Genomic DNA, 18,213 nt, shown 5'->3' with positions numbered 1-18,213 from the left:
TGAGCATCACGTCATGCGTACGGTGACATCACGCGCCCAGCGGTTGCGACGCCACCTGCTGTTGCTTGCGCACGATCGCCATTGCGATTTCCAGCGACTGCTCGTAGTTCAGCCGCGGATCCACGCTGGAGCGGTAGGCGCGCTCCAGATCGCGCTCGGTCAACTCGCGCGCGCCACCGGTGCATTCGGTGACGTCTTCGCCGGTCAGTTCCAGATGCACCCCGCCCAGCCGCGTCCCGGCGGCCGCATGCAGATCGAAGGACAACTCGACCTCGCTGCGGATATTGTCAAAACGCCGTGTTTTATAGCCATTTCCGGTGCTTTCAGTATTGCCGTGCATCGCATCGCACACCCACAACACCCGACGTCCATCGCGCTTGACCGCCTCCAGCAGCGGCGGCAACTTCTCGGCGATCTGCGCCGCACCCATGCGATGGATGAAGCTCAGGCGACCGGGTTCGTCTTCGGGATTGAGCACGTCGATCAGACGCAACAGCTGATCCGGCTGCACCGATGGCCCCACCTTGATCGCGATCGGGTTACGCACGCCACGCAGGTATTCCACATGCGCGCCATCCAGCGCAGCAGTACGCATGCCGATCCACGGGTAATGCGTGCTCAGGTTGAACCAGCCCCACTGGCGCGGCACCTGCCGGGTCAGGCCTTCCTCGTACGGCAGCAACAGCGCCTCGTGCGAGGTGTAGAAGTCGATGCGATTGAGGTTGTAGACCTCAGCGCCGGACAGGGTCTCCATAAAGCGCACCGCATCGCCGATCGATGCCACCATCTTCTGGTAGTCCGCCGCCAGTGGCGAATACCCCACCCAGTCCAGATTCCAGTATTCGGGATGGTGCAGGTCGGCAAAGCCGCCGTCGATCAGAGCGCGCACGAAATTCATCGTCATCGCCGAGCGCGAATGCGCGGTGATCATGCGCTGCGGATCCGGCACGCGCGCCGCTTCGGTGAAGGCTGGCGCGTTGATCACATCGCCGCGGTAGCTCGGCAAGGTCACCCCGTCGCGGGTTTCGGTATCGGCCGAGCGCGGCTTGGCGTACTGCCCGGCAAAGCGCCCTACCCGCACCACCGGCAGGTGCAGGCCATGCACCAGCACCAGGCTCATTTGCAGCAGCACCTTCAGGCGATTGGAGATCGTGCCCGATTCGCAATCGCTGAAGTTCTCGGCGCAATCGCCGCCCTGCAGCAGGAAGCGCTTGCCTTCCTGCGCCTCCGCCAGCTGGCGCTTGAGCGCAAAGATTTCCCAGGAGGTCACCAGCGGCGGCAGCTGCCGCAACTCGCCCAGCGTGTGTTCCAACGCAACGGCGTCCGGGTAGACCGGCATCTGCAACGCCGGACGCTGCCGCCAGCTCTGCGGCGACCACTGGTCTGCCTGGTTGACGGACGAATGAGGGGAAGCGGACATCGTGAACTCCAGAAATCTCGGGCGCCGGCCAGCGCCGGAACGAAACGATCAGAACAGTTTGCGCGGACCACGCTGCCTGAAGCCGGCGTACAGCGCCCACAGCGCCAGGCCCACGAACCACAGCATGCTCCACATCGGCATGCTCAGGCCCAGAAAGCGCCAATCGATATTGCCGCAGTCGCCGGTGCCGGTCAGCACGGTGCGGAACACTTCGAACGGCCCCATCGTCTCGCTCAGGAAGCTCAACGGCGGCCCGCACGAGGACATCATGTCCTTGGGCCGGATCTGCACCCAGACATGCCGCGCCGCGATGCCCATGCCGACGCCGGCAGCGATGAAGCTGAGCACGCCATAGAGCTTGCGCGTGCCCGCTGCGCGCGGCCCATGCAACGCGCCCAGCAGAAACAACAGCGCCAGCGCCGCAAACGCGATCCGCTGGAAGATGCATAGCGGGCATGGCTCCAGCCCAAGATGCAGCTGTACGTAGATCGCATAGGCAAGCAATCCTGCGCAGGCAAGAAAGCCCAGCAAGAACTGCGCCCGGAAACCCCAACGAAATGGATTCATCGCTACCGCTTGCCTAGGATCGAATGCCCGATTATCAGCCATCGCTGCCGCGGTGACCACGGATGGCTGCATCGGGCAGGTCGCCCGGCAGCAGGCCCGGTGCAGCCATGCATGTCGCCAGTCATGTGTCGGTCTGCAGACCCTCGACACCGCCCGGAGACGGCCGCCTTTGCGGCGGTGAGCTTGATCCTGGTTGAGGCATGCACATCGCTGCGCTGTTGCCGAAACACCCATACCAAGACCGACCGCCATGGTCCGGCACAGGCAATAAAAAAGCCCGGCGCTAGCCGGGCTTTTCGAGAATCTTTGCGAAGGGCGAACCGATTACTCGGCCACTTCCTCGGCGACGACCGGACGGTCGACCAGCTCGACATACGCCATCGGCGCATTGTCACCGGCACGGAAGCCGGCCTTCAGGATGCGCAGGTAGCCGCCGGGACGGGTCGCGTAACGCGGGCCCAGTTCGACGAACAGCTTGCCCACCGCTTCCTTGTCGCGCAGGCGAGCGAACGCCAGACGACGATTGGCAACGCCATCGACCTTACCGATGGTGATCAGCGGCTCGGCGACGCGACGCAGTTCCTTGGCCTTCGGCAAGGTGGTCTTGATCAGCTCGTGCTTGAACAGCGACGCGGCCATATTGCGGAACATGGCTTCGCGGTGCGCGCTGGTACGGTTGAATTTACGACCGGATTTCTGGTGACGCATGAGTGTGATTTCCTAAGGAATGTTGAGACTGCTTGAGAGACGCTGTCGCCATCCTGGCGCTGTTGAATGGACTGCGGTTGGTCCGAGCCGGCCGTCCTTTGACCGGATGTCACCGCGGGCTTTGGCCCGTCGATGTAAAAAAAACAGCATGGGCGCCCGAAGACGCCCATGCGGTGATGCATTAACCAAGCATGCCGTGCTGGGCGACACCGGCCGGCGGCCAGTTCTCCAGCTTCATGCCCAGTGCAAGGCCGCGCTGTGCCAGCACTTCCTTGATTTCGGTCAGCGACTTCTTGCCGAGGTTCGGGGTCTTGAGCAGCTCCACTTCGGTCTTCTGGATCAGATCACCGATGTAGTAGATGCTCTCGGCCTTCAGGCAGTTGGCCGAACGCACGGTCAGCTCGAGGTCGTCGATCGGGCGCAGCAGCACCGGATCCACGCCGCTGGCAGCCGGCTTGGCCGCACCGCGATCGCGGTGGGTGAAATCGCCGAACACCGACAGCTGATCGCTGAGGATGTCGGCGGCGGTGCGCACGGCTTCCTCGGCATCGATCGTGCCGTTGGTTTCGATATCGATCACCAGCTTGTCGAGGTCGGTGCGCTGTTCAACGCGCGCAGCTTCCACGGCATAGGCAACGCGACGCACTGGCGAGAACGACGCATCCAGCATCAGACGACCGATGGTGCGGGTCTCTTCGTCCGGACGACGACGCGCGGCAGCCGGCTGATAGCCGAAACCACGCTCGATCTTCAGGCGCATGTTCAGCGCCGTGTCCTTGGTCAGGTGGCAGATCACGTGGTCGCCGTTGATGATCTCGACGTTGTGATCGGTCCTGATGTCGGCCGCAGTGACCGTGCCCGGACCCTGCTTGGACAACGACAGCGTCGCGCTGTCGCCACTATGCATACGAATCGCCACGTCTTTCAGGTTGAGCAGGACGTCAAGCACGTCTTCCTGCAGCCCTTCGACCGTGGTGTACTCGTGCAGCACGCCGTCGATCTCGACCTCGGTGATCGCAAAACCCGGGATCGACGACAACAGCACACGACGCAGGGCATTGCCCAGCGTGTGCCCGTAACCGCGCTCCAAGGGCTCGATCACGACCTTTGCGCGATTGTCGGTAAGACGTTCGATCTGCGGACCACGGGGGCGCAGAACCTGGTTGGCGGTAACCGTCATGTTGCGGGGTCTCCTGCGAACCTCCGGCGGTGCCGGAGGCTCTCCAATGTGAATTACTTCGAATACAACTCGACGATCAGCGCTTCGTTGATATCCGAAGGCAGGTCAGCGCGATCCGGAACGGCCTTGAACACGCCGCTGAACTTCTTCGAATCGACTTCGACCCACGACGGCGTCATGTCGTGCTGCTCAGCCACGGTCAGGGCTTCCTGCACGCGAAGCTGCTTCTGTGCCTTTTCCGACAGCGTGATCGCATCGCCAGCCTTGATCTGGTACGAAGCCAGATTCACCGACTTGCCATTGACCAGCACGCCACGGTGCGACACCAGCTGGCGCGCGGCCGGACGGGTGACGGCAAAGCCCATGCGGTAGCAGACGTTGTCCAGACGGGTTTCCAGCAACTGCAGCAGGTTCTCGCCGGTGTTGCCCTTCTTGGTCGAGGCCTTCTTGTAGTAGTTGCGGAACTGACGCTCCAGCAAACCGTAGATGCGCTTGACCTTCTGCTTTTCGCGCAGCTGGGTGGCATAGTCGGAGAGCTTGCCTTTGCGAGCCGCGCCGTGTTGGCCGGGCTTCTGCTCAAGCTTGCACTTGGAGTCCAGCGCGCGCGCCGGGCTCTTGAGGGAAAGATCGACGCCTTCGCGGCGGGCGAGCTTACAGGTAGGACCGATATAACGAGCCATTTCTTATCGCTCCCTTTAGACGCGACGCTTCTTCGGCGGACGGCACCCGTTGTGCGGGATTGGCGTCACGTCGATGATGTTGGTGATCTTGTAGCCCACGTTGTTCAACGAACGCACGGCCGACTCACGGCCCGGACCCGGACCCTTGATACGCACTTCCAGCGACTTCACGCCGTAGTCGAGCGCAGCGCGGCCAGCCTTTTCGGCGGCAACCTGAGCAGCGAACGGGGTCGACTTGCGCGAACCACGGAAGCCGGCGCCGCCGGACGTGGCCCACGACAGTGCATTGCCCTGGCGATCGGTGATGGTGACGATGGTGTTGTTGAACGAAGCGTGGACGTGAGCGACGCCGTCAGTGATGACGCGCTTGATCTTCTTCTTCGTTTTCTTTTCTGCTGGCTTTGCCATGATCTATCCCTTACTTCCTGATCGCCTTGCGCGGACCCTTGCGGGTGCGGGCGTTGGTACGGGTGCGCTGACCACGCAGCGGGAGACCACGGCGATGACGCAGACCGCGATAGCAGCCCAGGTCCATCAGTCGCTTGATCGCGATACCGATTTCGCGGCGCAGGTCGCCTTCGACGACATACTTGCCGACCTCGGCGCGCAGGCGCTCGATTTCGGGTTCGGACAGATCACGAATCTTCGTGGTCGAGGTAACGCCTGCGGATTCGCAGAGCTTCTTCGAACGGGTACGGCCGATGCCGTAGATGCTTTGCAACCCGACCCAGACGTGCTTCTGGGCTGGCAGGTTGACGCCTGCAATACGCGCCATGACGCGATTCTCCAACTGAGTGATGGCCCGACAGCGCCCAGGCGCCATCCGGCAGGATGGATCAAAAGTGAACTCGGAATTGTAGCAAGGCCTCGGATTGCTTTGAAGCCCGTGGAACCAAAAGTTCCATGGACCCGGCGTGGGGAGTGTGCCCTCGCTCCGGCGCCGGACGATGTTGATCCAGAAAATTTCTCCGAATCGCCTGTACTACTCCCGCACAGGACCACCTCGTCACACCCGCGCGCGAGACGTCGCGCGAGCCGCCCTTCTGATCGGAAGATCGTGGCCCGGGAACCAGGCCGTCTTCACGCAATGAAGATCTAGTGTACCACTTAACTGCGCGCCAGACCGCCGCGCGAGCCACCCTTGAGGTTGGCCTTCTTCAGCAGGCTCTCATACTGATGCGACATCAGATGGGCCTGGATCTGCGCGATGAAGTCCATCACCACCACCACGGCGATCAGCAGCGACGTACCACCGAAGTGGAACGAGGTGCCCAGCTGGGTGCGCATGATTTCCGGCAGCAGGCAGACGATCACCAGGTACAACGAACCCGCTGCGGTCAGCCGGGTCAGCACGCCGTCCACATAGTCAGCCGTCGCCTTGCCAGGACGGATACCCGGAATCAGTGCGCCAGACTTCTTGAGGTTGTCGGCGGTTTCCTGCGAATTGAACACCAGCGCGGTATAGAAGAACGCGAAGCCGATGATCAGCGCAGCGAACACCAGCATGTGCACCGGCTCGCCGGGCCCGAGCGCATTGGCGATCTTCTGCAGCCAGGAGCCCACGCCACTGCCCGACGCCGCCTGACCCGACCACATGGACAGCGTGGCCGGGAAGGCCAGGATGCTGGAGGCGAAGATCGGCGGAATCACGCCTGCCATGTTGAGCTTCAACGGCAGGAACGAGGTCTGGTTCATGTACGCATTGCGGCCGCCCTGGCGGCGTGCGTAATTGACTGTGATACGCCGCTGCCCGCGCTCGACGAACACCACGAACAGCGTGAACGCCAGAATGGTGATGACGATCAGCAGCAGCGAGATGAAGCTCAGATTGCCTTCGCGGAAGGCCTCGACGGTCTGGATTGCCGCCGACGGAAGGCCTGCAACGATGCCGGCAAAGATGATCAGCGACACGCCGTTACCGATGCCACGCTCGGTGACCTGCTCGCCCACCCACATCAGGAAGATGGTGCCGGCAGTCAGCGCAATCACTGCGGTGAGCACGAAACCCATGCCCGGCGCATACACCACCGGAGCGCCACCAGGCGCGGTCTGGTTCTGCAGTGCCAGCGCGATACTGCCGCCCTGCACCACCGCCAACAACACCGCACCGATGCGCGAATACTGGGTGATCTTACGCCGGCCGGATTCGCCTTCCTTCTGCATCGCCTTGAGGGCGGGAAAGATGTGCGTGGCCAACTGGATCACGATCGATGCCGAGATGTACGGCATCACGTTCAACGCAAAAATACTGAAACGGTGCAGGGCGCCGCCCGAGAACATGTTGAACATGTCCACGATGCCGCCGCCCTGCGCCTGCATCAACGAAAGCATGGCATCGGGATTCACGCCCGGCACCGGCACATAGCAGCCGATGCGATAGACGATCAATGCCCCGAGGACGAACAGTAGCCGCTGGCGAAGTTCCGTGAACTTGCCGAGCCCGCCACCGAGGTTACCAATGCCAGCCTGCGCCATCTGCCGATTACTCCTCTACGCTGCCGCCGGCAGCTTCGATTGCTGCCTTGGCGCCCGCACTTGCGGCGACACCCTTCAGCACGAACTTCTTGCTCAGCTCGCCCTTCAGCACGATCTTCGCCTTCTTGGCGCGGCTCGGGACCAGATTGGCCGCACGCAGCGCTGCAAAGTCGATCTCACCGGCTTCCAGCTTGTCCAGCTGGTAGGACAACACTTCGGCACTGTCACGCGCCATCTTGGAACGGAAGCCGATCTTCGGCAGACGGCGCTGCATCGGCGTCTGGCCGCCTTCGAAGCCGGCCTTGATCTTGCCGCCGCCCTTGCGAGCGAACGAACCCTTGTGGCCGCGGCCGCAGGTCTTGCCGAGGCCGGAGCCGATGCCACGACCGACGCGGGTGCGCTCGGTACGGGCGCCGTCGGCGGGCTTGAGGTCATTGAGATGCAAAGTCATGGGATTAGTCCTCAACCTTGACGAGGTAGTGAACGGTGTTGATCAGACCGCGAACCTGCGGGCTGTCCTTCAGTTCACGCACATCGTTGAGCTTATTCAGGCCCAACGCACGCACCGACAGGCGGTGACGCGACTGGGTTCCACGCAGGCCACGCACCAGGCGCACCTTCACGGTCTTGTTGGTGTCCTTAGCCATGGTTGAGCTCCTCCACCTTCTTGCCGCGCTTGGCCGCAACACGGGCCGGCGACTGCACTTCCGACAGACCCTTCAGGGTTGCACGGACCAGGTTGATCGGATTACGCGAACCAACCGCCTTGGCCAGCACGTTCTTGACGCCGACCGCTTCCAGCACGGCGCGCATGGCACCGCCGGCGATGACGCCCGTACCTTCCGACGCCGGCTGCATGTAGACGCGTGCTGCGCCATGGCCGGACTTGACGGCATGCCACAAGGTACCGTTGTTCAGATCCACAGTCGCCAGGTTCTTGCGCGCCTGCTCCATCGACTTCTGGATGGCGACAGGCACTTCGCGCGCCTTGCCATAACCGAAACCGACCTTGCCCAGACCATCGCCGACCACGGTCAACGCGGTGAAGGTGAACTGGCGACCGCCCTTGACCGTCTTGCTGACGCGATTGACCGCGACCAGCTTTTCGATCATGCCATCGTCGACTTTCTCTTCGCGGTTACGGTCGCGATCACGACCCCGCGGTGCACGTTCTTCTGCCATCTTGATTCCTTGATTGATTGGGTATGTACGGCTCGAAGCCGCTTATGGTTGTGAAGTCACGCTGTGTTCCCGGCACCGTTGCAAAAGAACGGGACGGTCCGGCATCTCCCCTGCCGGCGGTAACGCGGATGTGGCCGATGGCCACATCCGCAGCAGTGCTTAGAACTGCAGGCCGCCTTCGCGAGCTGCGTCGGCCAGCGCCTTGATACGGCCATGGTAGCGATAGCCCGAGCGGTCAAATGCGACCTTCTCGATGCCCGCAGCCTTGGCGCGCTCGGCGATCAGCTTGCCGACCTTGACGGCTGCATCGCTGTTCTTGCCGTTCTTCAGGCCTTCCTTGACGTCGGCCTGCAGGGTGTTCGCCGCAGCGATCACCTTGGAGCCGTCGGCGGTGAAGACCTGCGCATACAGATGCTGGCCGGTGCGCAGCACCGACAGGCGAGCGACGCCCAGTTCACGGATGTGCGAACGGGTGGACTTGGCGCGACGCAGACGGGCGATGTTCTTGTTGATGCTCATGATATTTATCCTACGGAAGCTGAAGGGAAAGCGTGCTCCTATCAAAAGTCCGCACAGGGATGTGCGGGCTCTTGCGAGGGACTCGCCATTAAGCCTTCTTGGCTTCCTTGCGAATGATGACTTCACCGGCGTACTTCACACCCTTGCCCTTGTAGGGCTCCGGCGGACGGAAACCGCGAATCTTGGCGGCAACTTCGCCGACGCGCTGCTTGTCGGCGCCCTGGACCACGATTTCGGTCTGGGTCGGGGTCGACAGCGTGATGCCTTCCGGCGCCACGAACACCAGCGGGTGCGAGAAGCCGAGCGCCAGGCTCAGGTCCTTGCCCTGCATGGCGGCACGGTAACCGACGCCCACCAGCTCGAGCTTGCGCTCGAAGCCTTCGGACACGCCCTTGACCATATTGGCAAGAATGGCGCGCACGGTGCCGGTGATGGCGATCTGCGACGGCTCGTTGGCCGACAGCGTGGCAACGTCGCCGTCAACGGCGATTTCGACGCCAACCGGCTTCGGCAGGGTCAGGGTGCCCTTCGGGCCCTTGACGCTGACCAGCTCGGGCTGGACCTTGAGTTCAACACCCTTCGGAAGGGAGACAGGCTTCTTGGCTACACGGGACATGATCGATTCCTTCCCTTAGGCCACGAAGCACAGGACTTCACCACCAACGCCGGCTTCGCGAGCCTGCGCATCGGTCATGATGCCCTTCGACGTGGAAATGATGGCGATACCCAGGCCACCCAGGACCTTGGGCAGCTCGGTCTTGCCGCGGTACTGGCGCAGACCCGAGCGCGAGAAACGCTTCAGGGTCTCGATGACCGGACGGCCTTCGAAATACTTCAGCACGATTTCCAGCTCCGACTTGTTGTTCTCGGTCGCTGTCACGCGCAGGTCGGTGATGTAACCCTCGTCCTTCAGGACCTGGGCGATCGCGACCTTGATCTTGGACGACGGCAATTTCACCGTCTGCTTACCAACCGCGGCCGCATTCTTGATGCGTACCAGCAGGTCGGCGATGGGATCAGTCATGCTCATATGAGTACCTTTGAGTGCACCGATATCCGCTTTCGCGAAAATCTTGTGTTTTCCTGGGGATGGGCCAGGACCCTTTACGCCATGCCAGGCCCGTGCGGGCAAGACAGAAGCGGAAGTATACGACAAAAGAGCCCGACTTGCGTCGGACTCCCATGTTGAACAGAACCATCCTGCTCAAGCCGGCCGCGAGCGGCCGGCAATGCTGTTACCAGCTTGCCTTGCGCAGGCCCGGAACGTCGCCGTTCATGGTGGCTTTGCGCAGCATGTTGCGACCCAGACCGAACTTGCGGTAGACACCGCGCGGACGACCGGACAACTCGCAACGGTTGCGGTGGCGGCTCGGCGACGAATCGCGCGGCAGCTTCTGCAACTTGGTCGACGCGTCGATCTTCTCTTCGTAGGACGCATCCTGGCTGGAGAGGATCTTCTTCAGCGCATCACGCTTGCCGGCGAATTTCTTCGCCAGCTTTGCACGCTTGATGTCGCGGTGGATCATGGAGGTCTTTGCCATTTCGGATGTCCTCGACGGTCAGTTACGGAACGGGAACTTGAACGCTGCCAGCAGCGCCTTCGCTTCCGCATCCGTCTTGGCGGTGGTGGTGATGGCGATATCCATACCGCGGATCGCGTCGACGGCGTCGAAGTCGATTTCCGGGAAGATGATCTGTTCCTTCACACCCATGTTGAAGTTGCCACGACCGTCAAAGGAGCGACCCGAAACACCACGGAAGTCGCGCACGCGCGGCAGCGAGATGTTGATCAGACGATCCAGAAACTCGTACATCTTGGCGCGACGCAACGTGGTCTTGCAGCCGATCGGCCAACCGTCACGAATCTTGAACGATGCGACCGAAACGCGCGACTTGGTGACCACCGGCTTCTGACCGGAGATCTTGGACATGTCGGCGACCGCATTTTCCAGAATCTTCTTGTTGGTAGCCGCCTCGCCCACGCCCATGTTGAGCGTGACCTTGACCAGCTTCGGCACTTCCATCGGATTGGTGTAGCCGAATTCCTTCATCAGGGCCGGCACCACGTTTTCCTTGTAAAACTTTTCGAGACGAGTGTTCATGATCGCATTCCTCAGGCGTCGAGCGCCTCACCGCTGGAGCGGAACACACGCAATTTGCGTCCATCCTCCAGCACCTTGAAGCCAACGCGCTCGCCCTTGCCCGTTGCCGGGTTGACGATATTGACGTTGGAGATATGGATCGACGCTTCACGCTCGACCACGCCGCCGGCGACACCCGCCTGCGGGTTCGGCTTGGTGTGGCGCTTGATGACGTTGGCATTGGAGACGATCACGCGATCGCCATCCACACGCACAACTTCACCCTGCTTACCCTTGTCCTTGCCGGTGTTGATGACGACCTGGTCGCCCTTTTTGATACGGTTAGCCATGTATATGTCCTCCGCTCACAGCACTTCGGGAGCGAGCGAGACGATCTTCATGAACTTCTCGGAACGCAGCTCGCGCGTCACCGGCCCGAAGATGCGGGTCCCGATCGGCTCCTGCTTATTGTTCAACAGCACAGCGGCGTTGCCATCGAAGCGGATCAACGAACCGTCGGGACGGCGCACACCCTTGCGGGTACGCACCACGACGGCGTCGTAGACTTCGCCCTTCTTGACCTTACCGCGCGGAATGGCGTCCTTGACGGTCACCTTGATGATGTCGCCAATGTGTGCGTAACGGCGCTTGGAGCCGCCCAGCACCTTGATGCACATCACTTCCTTGGCACCCGAATTGTCGGCGACATCGAGGTAGCTCTGCATCTGGATCATGATTCAGATCTCCCTTATTCGGCCGAACGGGTGACGATTTCGACCACCCGCCAGTTCTTGGTCTTGGACATTGGAGCAATCTCGGTCACACGCACGACATCGCCTTCGTTGCAGGCATTGTCGGCGTCGTGTGCGTGGAGCTTGGACGAGCGCTTGATGTACTTACCGTACAACGGGTGCTTGACCTGGCGCTCCACCAACACGGTGACCGTCTTGTCCATCTTGTTGCTGACGACACGGCCTTCGACCGTGCGCAGCGCTTGCTTTTCGTTGTTGTCGCTCATCGCGGCCGTCCTTACTTGGTGCTGCCGAGCAGGTACTTGACGCGAGCAATCTCGCGGCGCACCCGGCGGGTATCGTGGGTCTTCGGCAGCTGGCCGGTGACCTGCTGCATACGGAGCGAGAACTGCTCCTTACGCAGATCGGTCAGGTGGGCCTTCAGTTCGTCAGCCGACTTCTCGCGGAGTTGTTTGATATCCATCAGCGCACCGTCCGGGTCACGAAAGTGGTGGTCACCGACAATTTCGCGGCGGCAAGGCGGAACGCCTCACGTGCGATATCCTCGGGAATACCCTCGATTTCATAGATCATGCGGCCCGGCTGAATCTGCGCGACCCAGTACTCCACGTTGCCCTTACCGGAGCCCATGCGGACTTCGATCGGCTTCTTGGTGATCGGCTTGTCGGGGAACACACGAATCCACATCTTGCCGCCCTTCTTGACGTGGCGGCTGATCGTACGACGTGCTGCTTCAATCTGACGCGCGGTCAGCTGACCGTGCGCGGTTGCCTTGAGGCCGTACTCGCCGAAGCTGACGGCGTTTCCGCTCCATGCCAGGCCGTCGTTACGGCCCTTGTGCATCTTGCGATATTTGGTTCGCTTGGGTTGCAACATTGCCGTTACCTCGCTTCACGAGCCGGGCGCGAAGGACGGTCACCACGGTCGCCGCGATCGTTACGATCGTTGCGCGGGCTGTCGTCCTGCTTCTCCTGGCCAACCTGGGAGAAGTCGAAGACCTCACCCTTATAGATCCAGACCTTGATGCCGATGATGCCGTACGTCGTGGACGCCTCGGCAAAACCGTAATCGATGTCGGCACGTAGCGTGTGCAGCGGCACGCGGCCTTCGCGGTACCACTCCGAACGGGCGATTTCTGCACCGTTGAGGCGGCCAGCCACATTGACCTTGATGCCCAGGGCACCCAAGCGCATCGCGTTGCCGACCGAGCGCTTCATTGCGCGGCGGAACATGATGCGACGCTCAAGCTGCTGCGCGATCGACTCGGCGACCAGCTGCGCATCCAGCTCCGGCTTGCGCACTTCGGTGACGTTGATGTGGGCAGGAACACCCATCATCGCGCTCACTTCCTTACGCAGCTTTTCGATGTCCTCGCCACGCTTGCCGATCACCACGCCCGGACGGGCGGTGTGGATCGTCACGCGGGCGGTTTTGGCAGGGCGCTCGATCAAGATCTTGCTGATACCTGCCTGCGCGAGCTTCTTGCGCAGCATTTCACGCACTTTCAGGTCGGCTGCCAGGTAGGCGGCGAAGTCGGCCTTGCTTGCGTACCACTTGGAATTCCAGTCCTTGGCGATGCCAAGGCGAATTCCAGTCGGATGAACTTTATGACCCATGGTCTTTTCCTTTCCGCTTACTTGGCGGCGCCGACAATCACAGTGATGTGACTGGTGCGCTTGAGGATGCGGGTACCGCGGCCTTTCGCCCGCGCCATGAAACGCTTCAGGGAGGGACCTTCATCAACCATGATGGTCTTGACCTTCAGCTCGTCGACATCCGCGCCCTGATTGTTCTCGGCATTGGCAATAGCCGACTCCACAACCTTCTTGATCAGGTGCGCAGCCTTCTTGTCCGAGAACTTCAGCAGATTGACCGCACGTTCGGCGGACAGTCCACGCACCTGGTCAGCGACCAGGCGGGCCTTCTGCGGGGAGATGCGCGCGGTGCGCAGGATTGCTTTCGCTTCCATCGTCATCTCTCCTTACCTGCTCGACTTCTTGTCGCCACCGTGACCCTTGAAGGTCCGGGTGACGGCAAATTCGCCGAGCTTGTGGCCGACCATATTCTCGTTGACGAGCACCGGAATGTGGTTCTTGCCGTTATGCACGGCGATGGTGATGCCTACCATTTCCGGCAGGATCATCGAACGGCGCGACCAGGTCTTGATCGGCTTCTTGCTACCCGCAGCGGACTCCACCTTCTTTGCAAGGTGGTGATCGACGAACGGGCCCTTCTTAAGTGAACGTGCCATGGTCGATTAGCCCCTACGATCGCGGACGATGAATTGCTGGGTGCGCTTGTTCTTGCGCGTCTTGTAACCCTTGGTCGGAACACCCCACGGGGTGACCGGATGCGGATTACCCTGGCCAGCCTTGGCCTCACCACCACCGTGCGGGTGATCGACCGGGTTCATGGCCGCACCGCGAACGGTCGGACGAACACCGCGCCAGCGCTTGGCGCCAGCCTTGCCCAGCTTCTCGAGGTTGTGCTCGTCGTTGCCGACTTCGCCGATGGTGGCGCGGCACTCGACCGGCACCTTGCGCATTTCGCCCGAGCGCAGACGCAGCGTGGCATAGATGCCTTCGCGAGCGACCAGCTGGACGGCTGCACCGGCAGCACGTGCGATCTGAGCGCCCTTACCCGGCTTCAGCTCGATACCGTGGACCGTCGTACCGACCGGGATGTTGCGCAGCGGCAGCGTGTTGCCGGTCTTGATCGGTGCGTTGGCACCGGCAATGACCTGATCGCCAGCCTTCAGGCCCTTGGGGGCGATGATGTAGCGACGCTCGCCGTCGACGTAGCACAGCAGGGCGATATGAGCGGTACGGTTCGGATCGTATTCGATCCGCTCCACACGCGCCGGAATGCCTTCCTTGTTGCGCTTGAAGTCGATGATGCGGTAGTGCTGCTTGTGGCCACCACCGACGTGACGCACGGTGATGCGGCCATGGTGGTTACGACCACCGGACTTGCTCTGCGAGTCGAGCAGCGCCGCGTGCGGTGCGCCCTTGTGCAGATCGGGAGTAACCACGCGCACGGCGGAACGACGGCCGGGAGAGGTGGGTTTGAACTTCATCAATGGCATGGGATGGACCTCAGGCCTTGGCCGTTACGTCGATGGACTGACCATCAACCAGGCGGACGTACGCCTTGCGCCAATTGCCACGGCTGCCAGCACGGTTACGGAAGGACTTGCTCTTGCCCTTGACGTTGACCACGTTGACTGCTTTGACCTTGACGTCGAACAGCTGCTCAACCGCGGCCTTTACATCGGCCTTGGTGGCTTCGTTCGAAACTTCGAAGACATACTGGTTGGAGATTTCCTGCAGGCGCGCGGTCTTTTCGGAGACTCGCGGAGCACGCAGCACGCTGAAGATTTTTTCGTTGCTGCTCATGCCAGCCACTCCTCGACCTTCTTGACCGCATCGGCGGTGATCACGACCGTATCGGCCCCGACCAGAGCGACCGGATCCAGACCCTGCACATCACGCACCTGCACATACGGCAGATTGCGGGCGGACAGATACAGGTGCTCGGACGCTTCCTCGGTGACGATCAGCGGGCGCTTGCCCACGTCCAGTCCCTTCAGCTTCTCGATCAGACCCTGGGTCTTGGTGGTTTCGACGTCGAACGCATCGACGATCATCAGGCGACCCTGGCGGTTAAGCTCAGAGAAGATCGCGCAGATGGCCGCACGGTACATCTTGCGGTTGACTTTCTGTTCGAAGCTGCGCGGCTTGGCCGCGAAGGTCACGCCGCCGCCGATGAAGATCGGAGCCGTCAGCGCGCCATGACGCGCACCGCCGCCCTTCTGCTTCTTCGACTTCTTGGTCGTGCCCGCAACTTCCGAACGCGTCTTCTGAGCCTTGGTACCAGCGCGGCCGGCATTGCGATAAGCGACGACGACCTGGTGAACCAGATCTTCGCTGAATTCGCGACCGAACACGGCATCGGAGACCGAGACCTTGTTATTGCTACCCGTGATAACGAGTTCCATCGTCATCTCTCCTTATGCCTTGCTCGCCGGACGGACGATCACGTCGCCACCAGCTGCGCCAGGCACGGCGCCGCGGATAGCAATCAGACCACGCTCGACGTCGACCTTGACCACTTCCAGGTTCTGCGTGCTTTGCTGCACGGCGCCCATGTGGCCCGACATCTTCTTACCCGGGAAAACGCGACCCGGGGTCTGGCGCTGACCCAACGAACCCGGCGCGCGATGCGACAGCGAGTTACCGTGAGTTGCATCGCCCATACGGAAGTTGTAGCGCTTGATGGTGCCCTGGAAACCCTTACCCTTGGTGACGCCCTGGACGTCGACCTTCTGGCCGACCTCGAAGATGTCCGCCTTGATTTCGCCGCCGACGGCGAAATCGCCGAGCTGCGCATCTTCAACGCGGAATTCCCACAAGCCGCGACCCGCTTCCACCTTCGCTTTGGCGAAGTGACCAGCGGCCGGCTTGTTGACCAGTGCGGCGCGACGCGCGCCAACGGTAATCTGCACTGCGCTGTAACCGTCGGTTTCAACGGTCTTGATCTGCGCGATGCGGTTCGGAGTTGCTTCGATCAGCGTAACCGGCACCGAGCGGCCGTCTTCAGTGAAGACGCGGCTCATGCCAGCCTTGCGGCCCACGAAGCCCAACGAATATTTCTTCGTCATGGTCGTAGTCCTCAGGTCAACTTGATCTGTACGTCGACGCCAGCCGCGAGTTCGAGCTTCATCAGCGCGTCCACGGTCTTGTCGTTCGGGTCGACGATATCGAGCACACGCTTGTGCGTGCGGGTTTCGTACTGGTCACGCGCATCCTTGTCGGCATGCGGGGATACGAGGATGGTGTAACGTTCGATCTTGGTCGGCAACGGGATCGGGCCACGCACTTGCGCGCCGGTCCGCTTAGCCGTTTCGACGATCTCGCTGGCCGAACGGTCGATCAAACGATGATCGAACGCCTTCAACCGAATCCGGATCTTTTGTTCCGACATGACGGAAGCTTCCTTCGTTAAAAGAGCGACGGGCAAGGCCTCTGGGATACCTGCCCCGATATTCCTGACGTAGATGAAATCGCCGCGCATCCTGCTGGCGAGGGCATTTCCTCCGCCCAAAAACTGAGGCAGACCGGTAAACCGGCCTGCCCAGACGGAAAAGTATAGTGCGCAACAAGAGCACGGTCAACAACATGTGAGTTGTTGAGTGCTCCATGCAACGCGACCTTCCCGGTCTGGCGAACACGAGCGGCATCCTGCCGTTCTTTTCGCTGTAACTCAGCGCCCTACCCAGGGACACCGAGCCGCGCATTATAGCGGCGTGATTGTGGTCGCGCAAGCACCTGCCCTATAAGGACGTTTGCGAGCCCCGGCCCCGGACCAAAAAAAGGGCCGGCTTGCGCCGACCCTCCTTCTTGCAGATCCAGCGACTAAAGCCGCTGGATTGCAGGCACTTACTTGATGATCTTGGCAACCACGCCGGCGCCGACGGTACGACCGCCTTCACGGATGGCGAAGCGCAGACCTTCGTCCATCGCGACCGGGTTGATCAGGGTCACGACCATCTTCACGTTGTCGCCCGGCATCACCATCTCCACGCCTTCCGGCAGCTGGCAGGCGCCAGTGATGTCGGTGGTGCGGAAGTAGAACTGCGGACGGTAGCCCTTGAAGAACGGGGTATGACGACCACCCTCATCCTTGGACAGCACGTAGACTTCGGCTTCGAACTCGGTGTGCGGCTTGATCGAACCCGGCTTGCACAGCACCTGGCCGCGCTCGACGTCGTCACGCTTGGTGCCGCGCAGCAGCAGACCGGCGTTGTCGCCTGCCTGGCCCTGGTCCAGCAGCTTGCGGAACATTTCCACGCCGGTGACGGTGGTCTTCTGGGTGTCGCGGATGCCGACGATTTCGATTTCGTCGCCAACCTTGATGATGCCGCGCTCGATACGACCGGTCACCACGGTGCCGCGGCCGGAGATCGAGAACACGTCTTCGACCGGCATCAGGAACGGACGGTCGACGTCGCGGGTCGGCTCCGGAATGAACGAATCCAGCGCCTCGACCAGCTTCAGGATCGCCGGCACGCCGATGTCGCTCTGATCGCCGTCCAGCGCCAGACGTGCCGAACCGTGGATGATCGGAGTGTCATCGCCCGGGAAGTCGTACTTACTGAGCAGCTCGCGCACTTCCATCTCGACCAGCTCGAGCAGCTCGGCGTCGTCGACCATGTCGGCCTTGTTCAGGAACACCACGATGTGCGGCACGCCGACCTGACGCGAGAGCAGGATGTGCTCGCGGGTCTGCGGCATCGGGCCGTCAGCAGCCGAACACACCAGGATCGCGCCGTCCATCTGCGCCGCACCGGTGATCATGTTCTTGACGTAGTCGGCGTGGCCGGGGCAATCGACGTGCGCGTAGTGACGGGTCGGGGACTCGTATTCGACGTGGGCGGTCGAAATCGTGATGCCGCGCGCCTTCTCTTCCGGCGCCGCGTCGATCGCGTCGTACGCCTTGAACTCGCCACCGAAACGCTCAGCACCGATCTTGGTCAGCGCGGCTGTCAACGTGGTCTTGCCATGGTCGACGTGACCGATGGTGCCGACGTTCACGTGCGGCTTGGTGCGCTCAAATTTCGCTTTTGCCATGACTAACTACCTCTAATTGA

General features: G+C 61.7%; 30 protein-coding genes. All 30 read right to left on the bottom strand.

The window, feature by feature from the left end; all coding sequences use genetic code 11:
- Positions 1-28: 28 nt before the first annotated feature.
- The gene (locus AC1PLS_RS05085; protein ID WP_039530484.1) at positions 29-1,420 is read right to left on the bottom strand and encodes a class II 3-deoxy-7-phosphoheptulonate synthase; all 1,392 of its coding nucleotides are present in this window, start codon (positions 1,418-1,420) and stop codon (positions 29-31) included.
- Between the two features lie 48 nt (positions 1,421-1,468).
- Positions 1,469-1,987, bottom strand: a complete 519-nt coding sequence (locus AC1PLS_RS05080) for a disulfide bond formation protein B (RefSeq protein ID WP_024938561.1) — start codon at positions 1,985-1,987, stop codon at positions 1,469-1,471.
- Positions 1,988-2,311: 324 nt separating this feature from the next.
- Positions 2,312-2,695, bottom strand: a complete 384-nt coding sequence (rplQ, locus tag AC1PLS_RS05075) for a 50S ribosomal protein L17 (protein WP_003486665.1) — start codon at positions 2,693-2,695, stop codon at positions 2,312-2,314.
- A gap of 181 nt (positions 2,696-2,876) precedes the next feature.
- Positions 2,877-3,875, bottom strand: a complete 999-nt coding sequence (locus tag AC1PLS_RS05070) for a DNA-directed RNA polymerase subunit alpha (RefSeq protein ID WP_002811635.1) — start codon at positions 3,873-3,875, stop codon at positions 2,877-2,879.
- Positions 3,876-3,928: 53 nt separating this feature from the next.
- Entirely contained in the window at positions 3,929-4,555 is a 627-nt protein-coding gene (gene rpsD / locus AC1PLS_RS05065; RefSeq protein ID WP_024938562.1) for a 30S ribosomal protein S4, read from the bottom strand.
- A gap of 15 nt (positions 4,556-4,570) precedes the next feature.
- Positions 4,571-4,963, bottom strand: coding sequence for a 30S ribosomal protein S11 (gene rpsK / locus AC1PLS_RS05060; protein ID WP_003486671.1), 393 nt, complete (start codon positions 4,961-4,963; stop codon positions 4,571-4,573).
- A gap of 10 nt (positions 4,964-4,973) precedes the next feature.
- Complete coding sequence (gene rpsM / locus AC1PLS_RS05055) at positions 4,974-5,330, bottom strand: 30S ribosomal protein S13 (protein ID WP_003486672.1); 357 nt, start codon at positions 5,328-5,330, stop codon at positions 4,974-4,976.
- A 332-nt stretch (positions 5,331-5,662) separates the two neighbouring features.
- Entirely contained in the window at positions 5,663-7,030 is a 1,368-nt protein-coding gene (secY, locus tag AC1PLS_RS05050) for a preprotein translocase subunit SecY (RefSeq protein WP_016900648.1), read from the bottom strand.
- 7 nt (positions 7,031-7,037) lie between these two features.
- Positions 7,038-7,481 (bottom strand): 50S ribosomal protein L15, encoded by a 444-nt coding sequence (gene rplO / locus AC1PLS_RS05045; RefSeq protein WP_016900650.1) that lies wholly within the window; start codon positions 7,479-7,481, stop codon positions 7,038-7,040.
- Between the two features lie 4 nt (positions 7,482-7,485).
- Positions 7,486-7,677 (bottom strand): 50S ribosomal protein L30, encoded by a 192-nt coding sequence (gene rpmD / locus AC1PLS_RS05040; RefSeq protein ID WP_024938563.1) that lies wholly within the window; start codon positions 7,675-7,677, stop codon positions 7,486-7,488.
- Entirely contained in the window at positions 7,670-8,212 is a 543-nt protein-coding gene (rpsE, locus tag AC1PLS_RS05035; protein WP_003486682.1) for a 30S ribosomal protein S5, read from the bottom strand. Before rpsE ends, rpmD begins: the two co-directional genes overlap by 8 nt.
- Positions 8,213-8,371: 159 nt before the next feature.
- Positions 8,372-8,731: a 50S ribosomal protein L18 gene (rplR, locus tag AC1PLS_RS05030; RefSeq protein WP_016900655.1), complete on the bottom strand. Its 360-nt coding sequence runs from the start codon at positions 8,729-8,731 to the stop codon at positions 8,372-8,374.
- A gap of 88 nt (positions 8,732-8,819) precedes the next feature.
- Positions 8,820-9,347, bottom strand: coding sequence for a 50S ribosomal protein L6 (gene rplF / locus AC1PLS_RS05025; RefSeq protein WP_024938564.1), 528 nt, complete (start codon positions 9,345-9,347; stop codon positions 8,820-8,822).
- 15 nt (positions 9,348-9,362) lie between these two features.
- Entirely contained in the window at positions 9,363-9,761 is a 399-nt protein-coding gene (rpsH, locus tag AC1PLS_RS05020; RefSeq protein ID WP_010371096.1) for a 30S ribosomal protein S8, read from the bottom strand.
- Positions 9,762-9,966: 205 nt separating this feature from the next.
- Positions 9,967-10,272: a 30S ribosomal protein S14 gene (gene rpsN, locus AC1PLS_RS05015; RefSeq protein WP_005917137.1), complete on the bottom strand. Its 306-nt coding sequence runs from the start codon at positions 10,270-10,272 to the stop codon at positions 9,967-9,969.
- 18 nt (positions 10,273-10,290) lie between these two features.
- A complete protein-coding gene (rplE, locus tag AC1PLS_RS05010; RefSeq protein ID WP_010371090.1) occupies positions 10,291-10,833 on the bottom strand; it encodes a 50S ribosomal protein L5 in 543 nt (180 codons plus the stop codon).
- An 11-nt stretch (positions 10,834-10,844) separates the two neighbouring features.
- On the bottom strand, positions 10,845-11,162 hold the full coding sequence (rplX, locus tag AC1PLS_RS05005; protein ID WP_003486696.1) for a 50S ribosomal protein L24: 318 nt from the start codon (positions 11,160-11,162) through the stop codon (positions 10,845-10,847).
- 15 nt (positions 11,163-11,177) lie between these two features.
- A complete protein-coding gene (gene rplN / locus AC1PLS_RS05000; RefSeq protein WP_003486699.1) occupies positions 11,178-11,546 on the bottom strand; it encodes a 50S ribosomal protein L14 in 369 nt (122 codons plus the stop codon).
- 14 nt (positions 11,547-11,560) lie between these two features.
- Entirely contained in the window at positions 11,561-11,830 is a 270-nt protein-coding gene (gene rpsQ, locus AC1PLS_RS04995; protein WP_016900663.1) for a 30S ribosomal protein S17, read from the bottom strand.
- Positions 11,831-11,841: 11 nt separating this feature from the next.
- Entirely contained in the window at positions 11,842-12,027 is a 186-nt protein-coding gene (gene rpmC, locus AC1PLS_RS04990; protein ID WP_006450638.1) for a 50S ribosomal protein L29, read from the bottom strand.
- Entirely contained in the window at positions 12,027-12,440 is a 414-nt protein-coding gene (gene rplP / locus AC1PLS_RS04985; RefSeq protein WP_011036127.1) for a 50S ribosomal protein L16, read from the bottom strand. The genes rpmC and rplP overlap by 1 nt, the downstream gene beginning before the upstream one ends.
- A 5-nt stretch (positions 12,441-12,445) precedes the next feature.
- Positions 12,446-13,180 carry a 30S ribosomal protein S3 gene (gene rpsC / locus AC1PLS_RS04980; protein WP_024938565.1) on the bottom strand — a complete coding sequence of 245 codons (735 nt, stop codon included), beginning with the start codon at positions 13,178-13,180 and terminating at the stop codon, positions 12,446-12,448.
- A 17-nt stretch (positions 13,181-13,197) separates the two neighbouring features.
- Positions 13,198-13,533 (bottom strand): 50S ribosomal protein L22, encoded by a 336-nt coding sequence (gene rplV / locus AC1PLS_RS04975; protein WP_002811686.1) that lies wholly within the window; start codon positions 13,531-13,533, stop codon positions 13,198-13,200.
- 12 nt (positions 13,534-13,545) lie between these two features.
- A complete protein-coding gene (gene rpsS, locus AC1PLS_RS04970) occupies positions 13,546-13,815 on the bottom strand; it encodes a 30S ribosomal protein S19 (RefSeq protein ID WP_005993369.1) in 270 nt (89 codons plus the stop codon).
- Positions 13,816-13,821: 6 nt separating this feature from the next.
- Positions 13,822-14,649: a 50S ribosomal protein L2 gene (rplB, locus tag AC1PLS_RS04965; protein ID WP_003486715.1), complete on the bottom strand. Its 828-nt coding sequence runs from the start codon at positions 14,647-14,649 to the stop codon at positions 13,822-13,824.
- Between the two features lie 10 nt (positions 14,650-14,659).
- Positions 14,660-14,959 carry a 50S ribosomal protein L23 gene (gene rplW, locus AC1PLS_RS04960; protein WP_002811694.1) on the bottom strand — a complete coding sequence of 100 codons (300 nt, stop codon included), beginning with the start codon at positions 14,957-14,959 and terminating at the stop codon, positions 14,660-14,662.
- Complete coding sequence (rplD, locus tag AC1PLS_RS04955) at positions 14,956-15,561, bottom strand: 50S ribosomal protein L4 (protein ID WP_024938567.1); 606 nt, start codon at positions 15,559-15,561, stop codon at positions 14,956-14,958. Before rplD ends, rplW begins: the two co-directional genes overlap by 4 nt.
- 12 nt (positions 15,562-15,573) lie before the next feature.
- Complete coding sequence (gene rplC / locus AC1PLS_RS04950; protein ID WP_005993363.1) at positions 15,574-16,224, bottom strand: 50S ribosomal protein L3; 651 nt, start codon at positions 16,222-16,224, stop codon at positions 15,574-15,576.
- 11 nt (positions 16,225-16,235) lie between these two features.
- The gene (gene rpsJ / locus AC1PLS_RS04945; protein ID WP_003486723.1) at positions 16,236-16,547 is read right to left on the bottom strand and encodes a 30S ribosomal protein S10; all 312 of its coding nucleotides are present in this window, start codon (positions 16,545-16,547) and stop codon (positions 16,236-16,238) included.
- Positions 16,548-17,002: 455 nt separating this feature from the next.
- The gene (tuf, locus tag AC1PLS_RS04940) at positions 17,003-18,193 is read right to left on the bottom strand and encodes an elongation factor Tu (protein ID WP_003486726.1); all 1,191 of its coding nucleotides are present in this window, start codon (positions 18,191-18,193) and stop codon (positions 17,003-17,005) included.
- Positions 18,194-18,213: the final 20 nt, after the last annotated feature.

This window comes from Xanthomonas sp. NCPPB 3218 (assembly GCF_056725185.1).
This window is presented reverse-complemented; position numbering and strand designations above follow the sequence as displayed.

Coding starts and splice junctions, on each gene's coding strand:
- AC1PLS_RS05080 (WP_024938561.1), bottom strand. CDS start 1,987: ATGAATCCATTTCGTTGGGGTTTCCGGGCGCAGTTCTTGCTGGGCTTT.
- rpmC (WP_006450638.1), bottom strand. CDS start 12,027: ATGGATATCAAACAACTCCGCGAGAAGTCGGCTGACGAACTGAAGGCC.
- rplX (WP_003486696.1), bottom strand. CDS start 11,162: ATGGCTAACCGTATCAAAAAGGGCGACCAGGTCGTCATCAACACCGGC.
- rpsS (WP_005993369.1), bottom strand. CDS start 13,815: ATGGCACGTTCACTTAAGAAGGGCCCGTTCGTCGATCACCACCTTGCA.
- tuf (WP_003486726.1), bottom strand. CDS start 18,193: ATGGCAAAAGCGAAATTTGAGCGCACCAAGCCGCACGTGAACGTCGGC.
- rpsJ (WP_003486723.1), bottom strand. CDS start 16,547: ATGTCGGAACAAAAGATCCGGATTCGGTTGAAGGCGTTCGATCATCGT.
- rplR (WP_016900655.1), bottom strand. CDS start 8,731: ATGAGCATCAACAAGAACATCGCCCGTCTGCGTCGCGCCAAGTCCACC.
- AC1PLS_RS05070 (WP_002811635.1), bottom strand. CDS start 3,875: ATGACGGTTACCGCCAACCAGGTTCTGCGCCCCCGTGGTCCGCAGATC.
- rplW (WP_002811694.1), bottom strand. CDS start 14,959: ATGAGCAGCAACGAAAAAATCTTCAGCGTGCTGCGTGCTCCGCGAGTC.
- rpmD (WP_024938563.1), bottom strand. CDS start 7,677: ATGGCTAAGGACACCAACAAGACCGTGAAGGTGCGCCTGGTGCGTGGC.
- rplE (WP_010371090.1), bottom strand. CDS start 10,833: ATGAACACTCGTCTCGAAAAGTTTTACAAGGAAAACGTGGTGCCGGCC.
- rplC (WP_005993363.1), bottom strand. CDS start 16,224: ATGACGAAGAAATATTCGTTGGGCTTCGTGGGCCGCAAGGCTGGCATG.
- rplB (WP_003486715.1), bottom strand. CDS start 14,649: ATGCCATTGATGAAGTTCAAACCCACCTCTCCCGGCCGTCGTTCCGCC.
- rplD (WP_024938567.1), bottom strand. CDS start 15,561: ATGGAACTCGTTATCACGGGTAGCAATAACAAGGTCTCGGTCTCCGAT.
- rpsN (WP_005917137.1), bottom strand. CDS start 10,272: ATGGCAAAGACCTCCATGATCCACCGCGACATCAAGCGTGCAAAGCTG.
- rpsH (WP_010371096.1), bottom strand. CDS start 9,761: ATGAGCATGACTGATCCCATCGCCGACCTGCTGGTACGCATCAAGAAT.
- AC1PLS_RS05085 (WP_039530484.1), bottom strand. CDS start 1,420: ATGTCCGCTTCCCCTCATTCGTCCGTCAACCAGGCAGACCAGTGGTCG.
- rplN (WP_003486699.1), bottom strand. CDS start 11,546: ATGATCCAGATGCAGAGCTACCTCGATGTCGCCGACAATTCGGGTGCC.
- rplQ (WP_003486665.1), bottom strand. CDS start 2,695: ATGCGTCACCAGAAATCCGGTCGTAAATTCAACCGTACCAGCGCGCAC.
- rplF (WP_024938564.1), bottom strand. CDS start 9,347: ATGTCCCGTGTAGCCAAGAAGCCTGTCTCCCTTCCGAAGGGTGTTGAA.
- rplV (WP_002811686.1), bottom strand. CDS start 13,533: ATGGAAGCGAAAGCAATCCTGCGCACCGCGCGCATCTCCCCGCAGAAG.
- rpsQ (WP_016900663.1), bottom strand. CDS start 11,830: ATGAGCGACAACAACGAAAAGCAAGCGCTGCGCACGGTCGAAGGCCGT.
- rplP (WP_011036127.1), bottom strand. CDS start 12,440: ATGTTGCAACCCAAGCGAACCAAATATCGCAAGATGCACAAGGGCCGT.
- rpsM (WP_003486672.1), bottom strand. CDS start 5,330: ATGGCGCGTATTGCAGGCGTCAACCTGCCAGCCCAGAAGCACGTCTGG.
- rpsE (WP_003486682.1), bottom strand. CDS start 8,212: ATGGCAGAAGAACGTGCACCGCGGGGTCGTGATCGCGACCGTAACCGC.
- rpsC (WP_024938565.1), bottom strand. CDS start 13,180: ATGGGTCATAAAGTTCATCCGACTGGAATTCGCCTTGGCATCGCCAAG.
- rpsK (WP_003486671.1), bottom strand. CDS start 4,963: ATGGCAAAGCCAGCAGAAAAGAAAACGAAGAAGAAGATCAAGCGCGTC.
- rpsD (WP_024938562.1), bottom strand. CDS start 4,555: ATGGCTCGTTATATCGGTCCTACCTGTAAGCTCGCCCGCCGCGAAGGC.
- rplO (WP_016900650.1), bottom strand. CDS start 7,481: ATGACTTTGCATCTCAATGACCTCAAGCCCGCCGACGGCGCCCGTACC.
- secY (WP_016900648.1), bottom strand. CDS start 7,030: ATGGCGCAGGCTGGCATTGGTAACCTCGGTGGCGGGCTCGGCAAGTTC.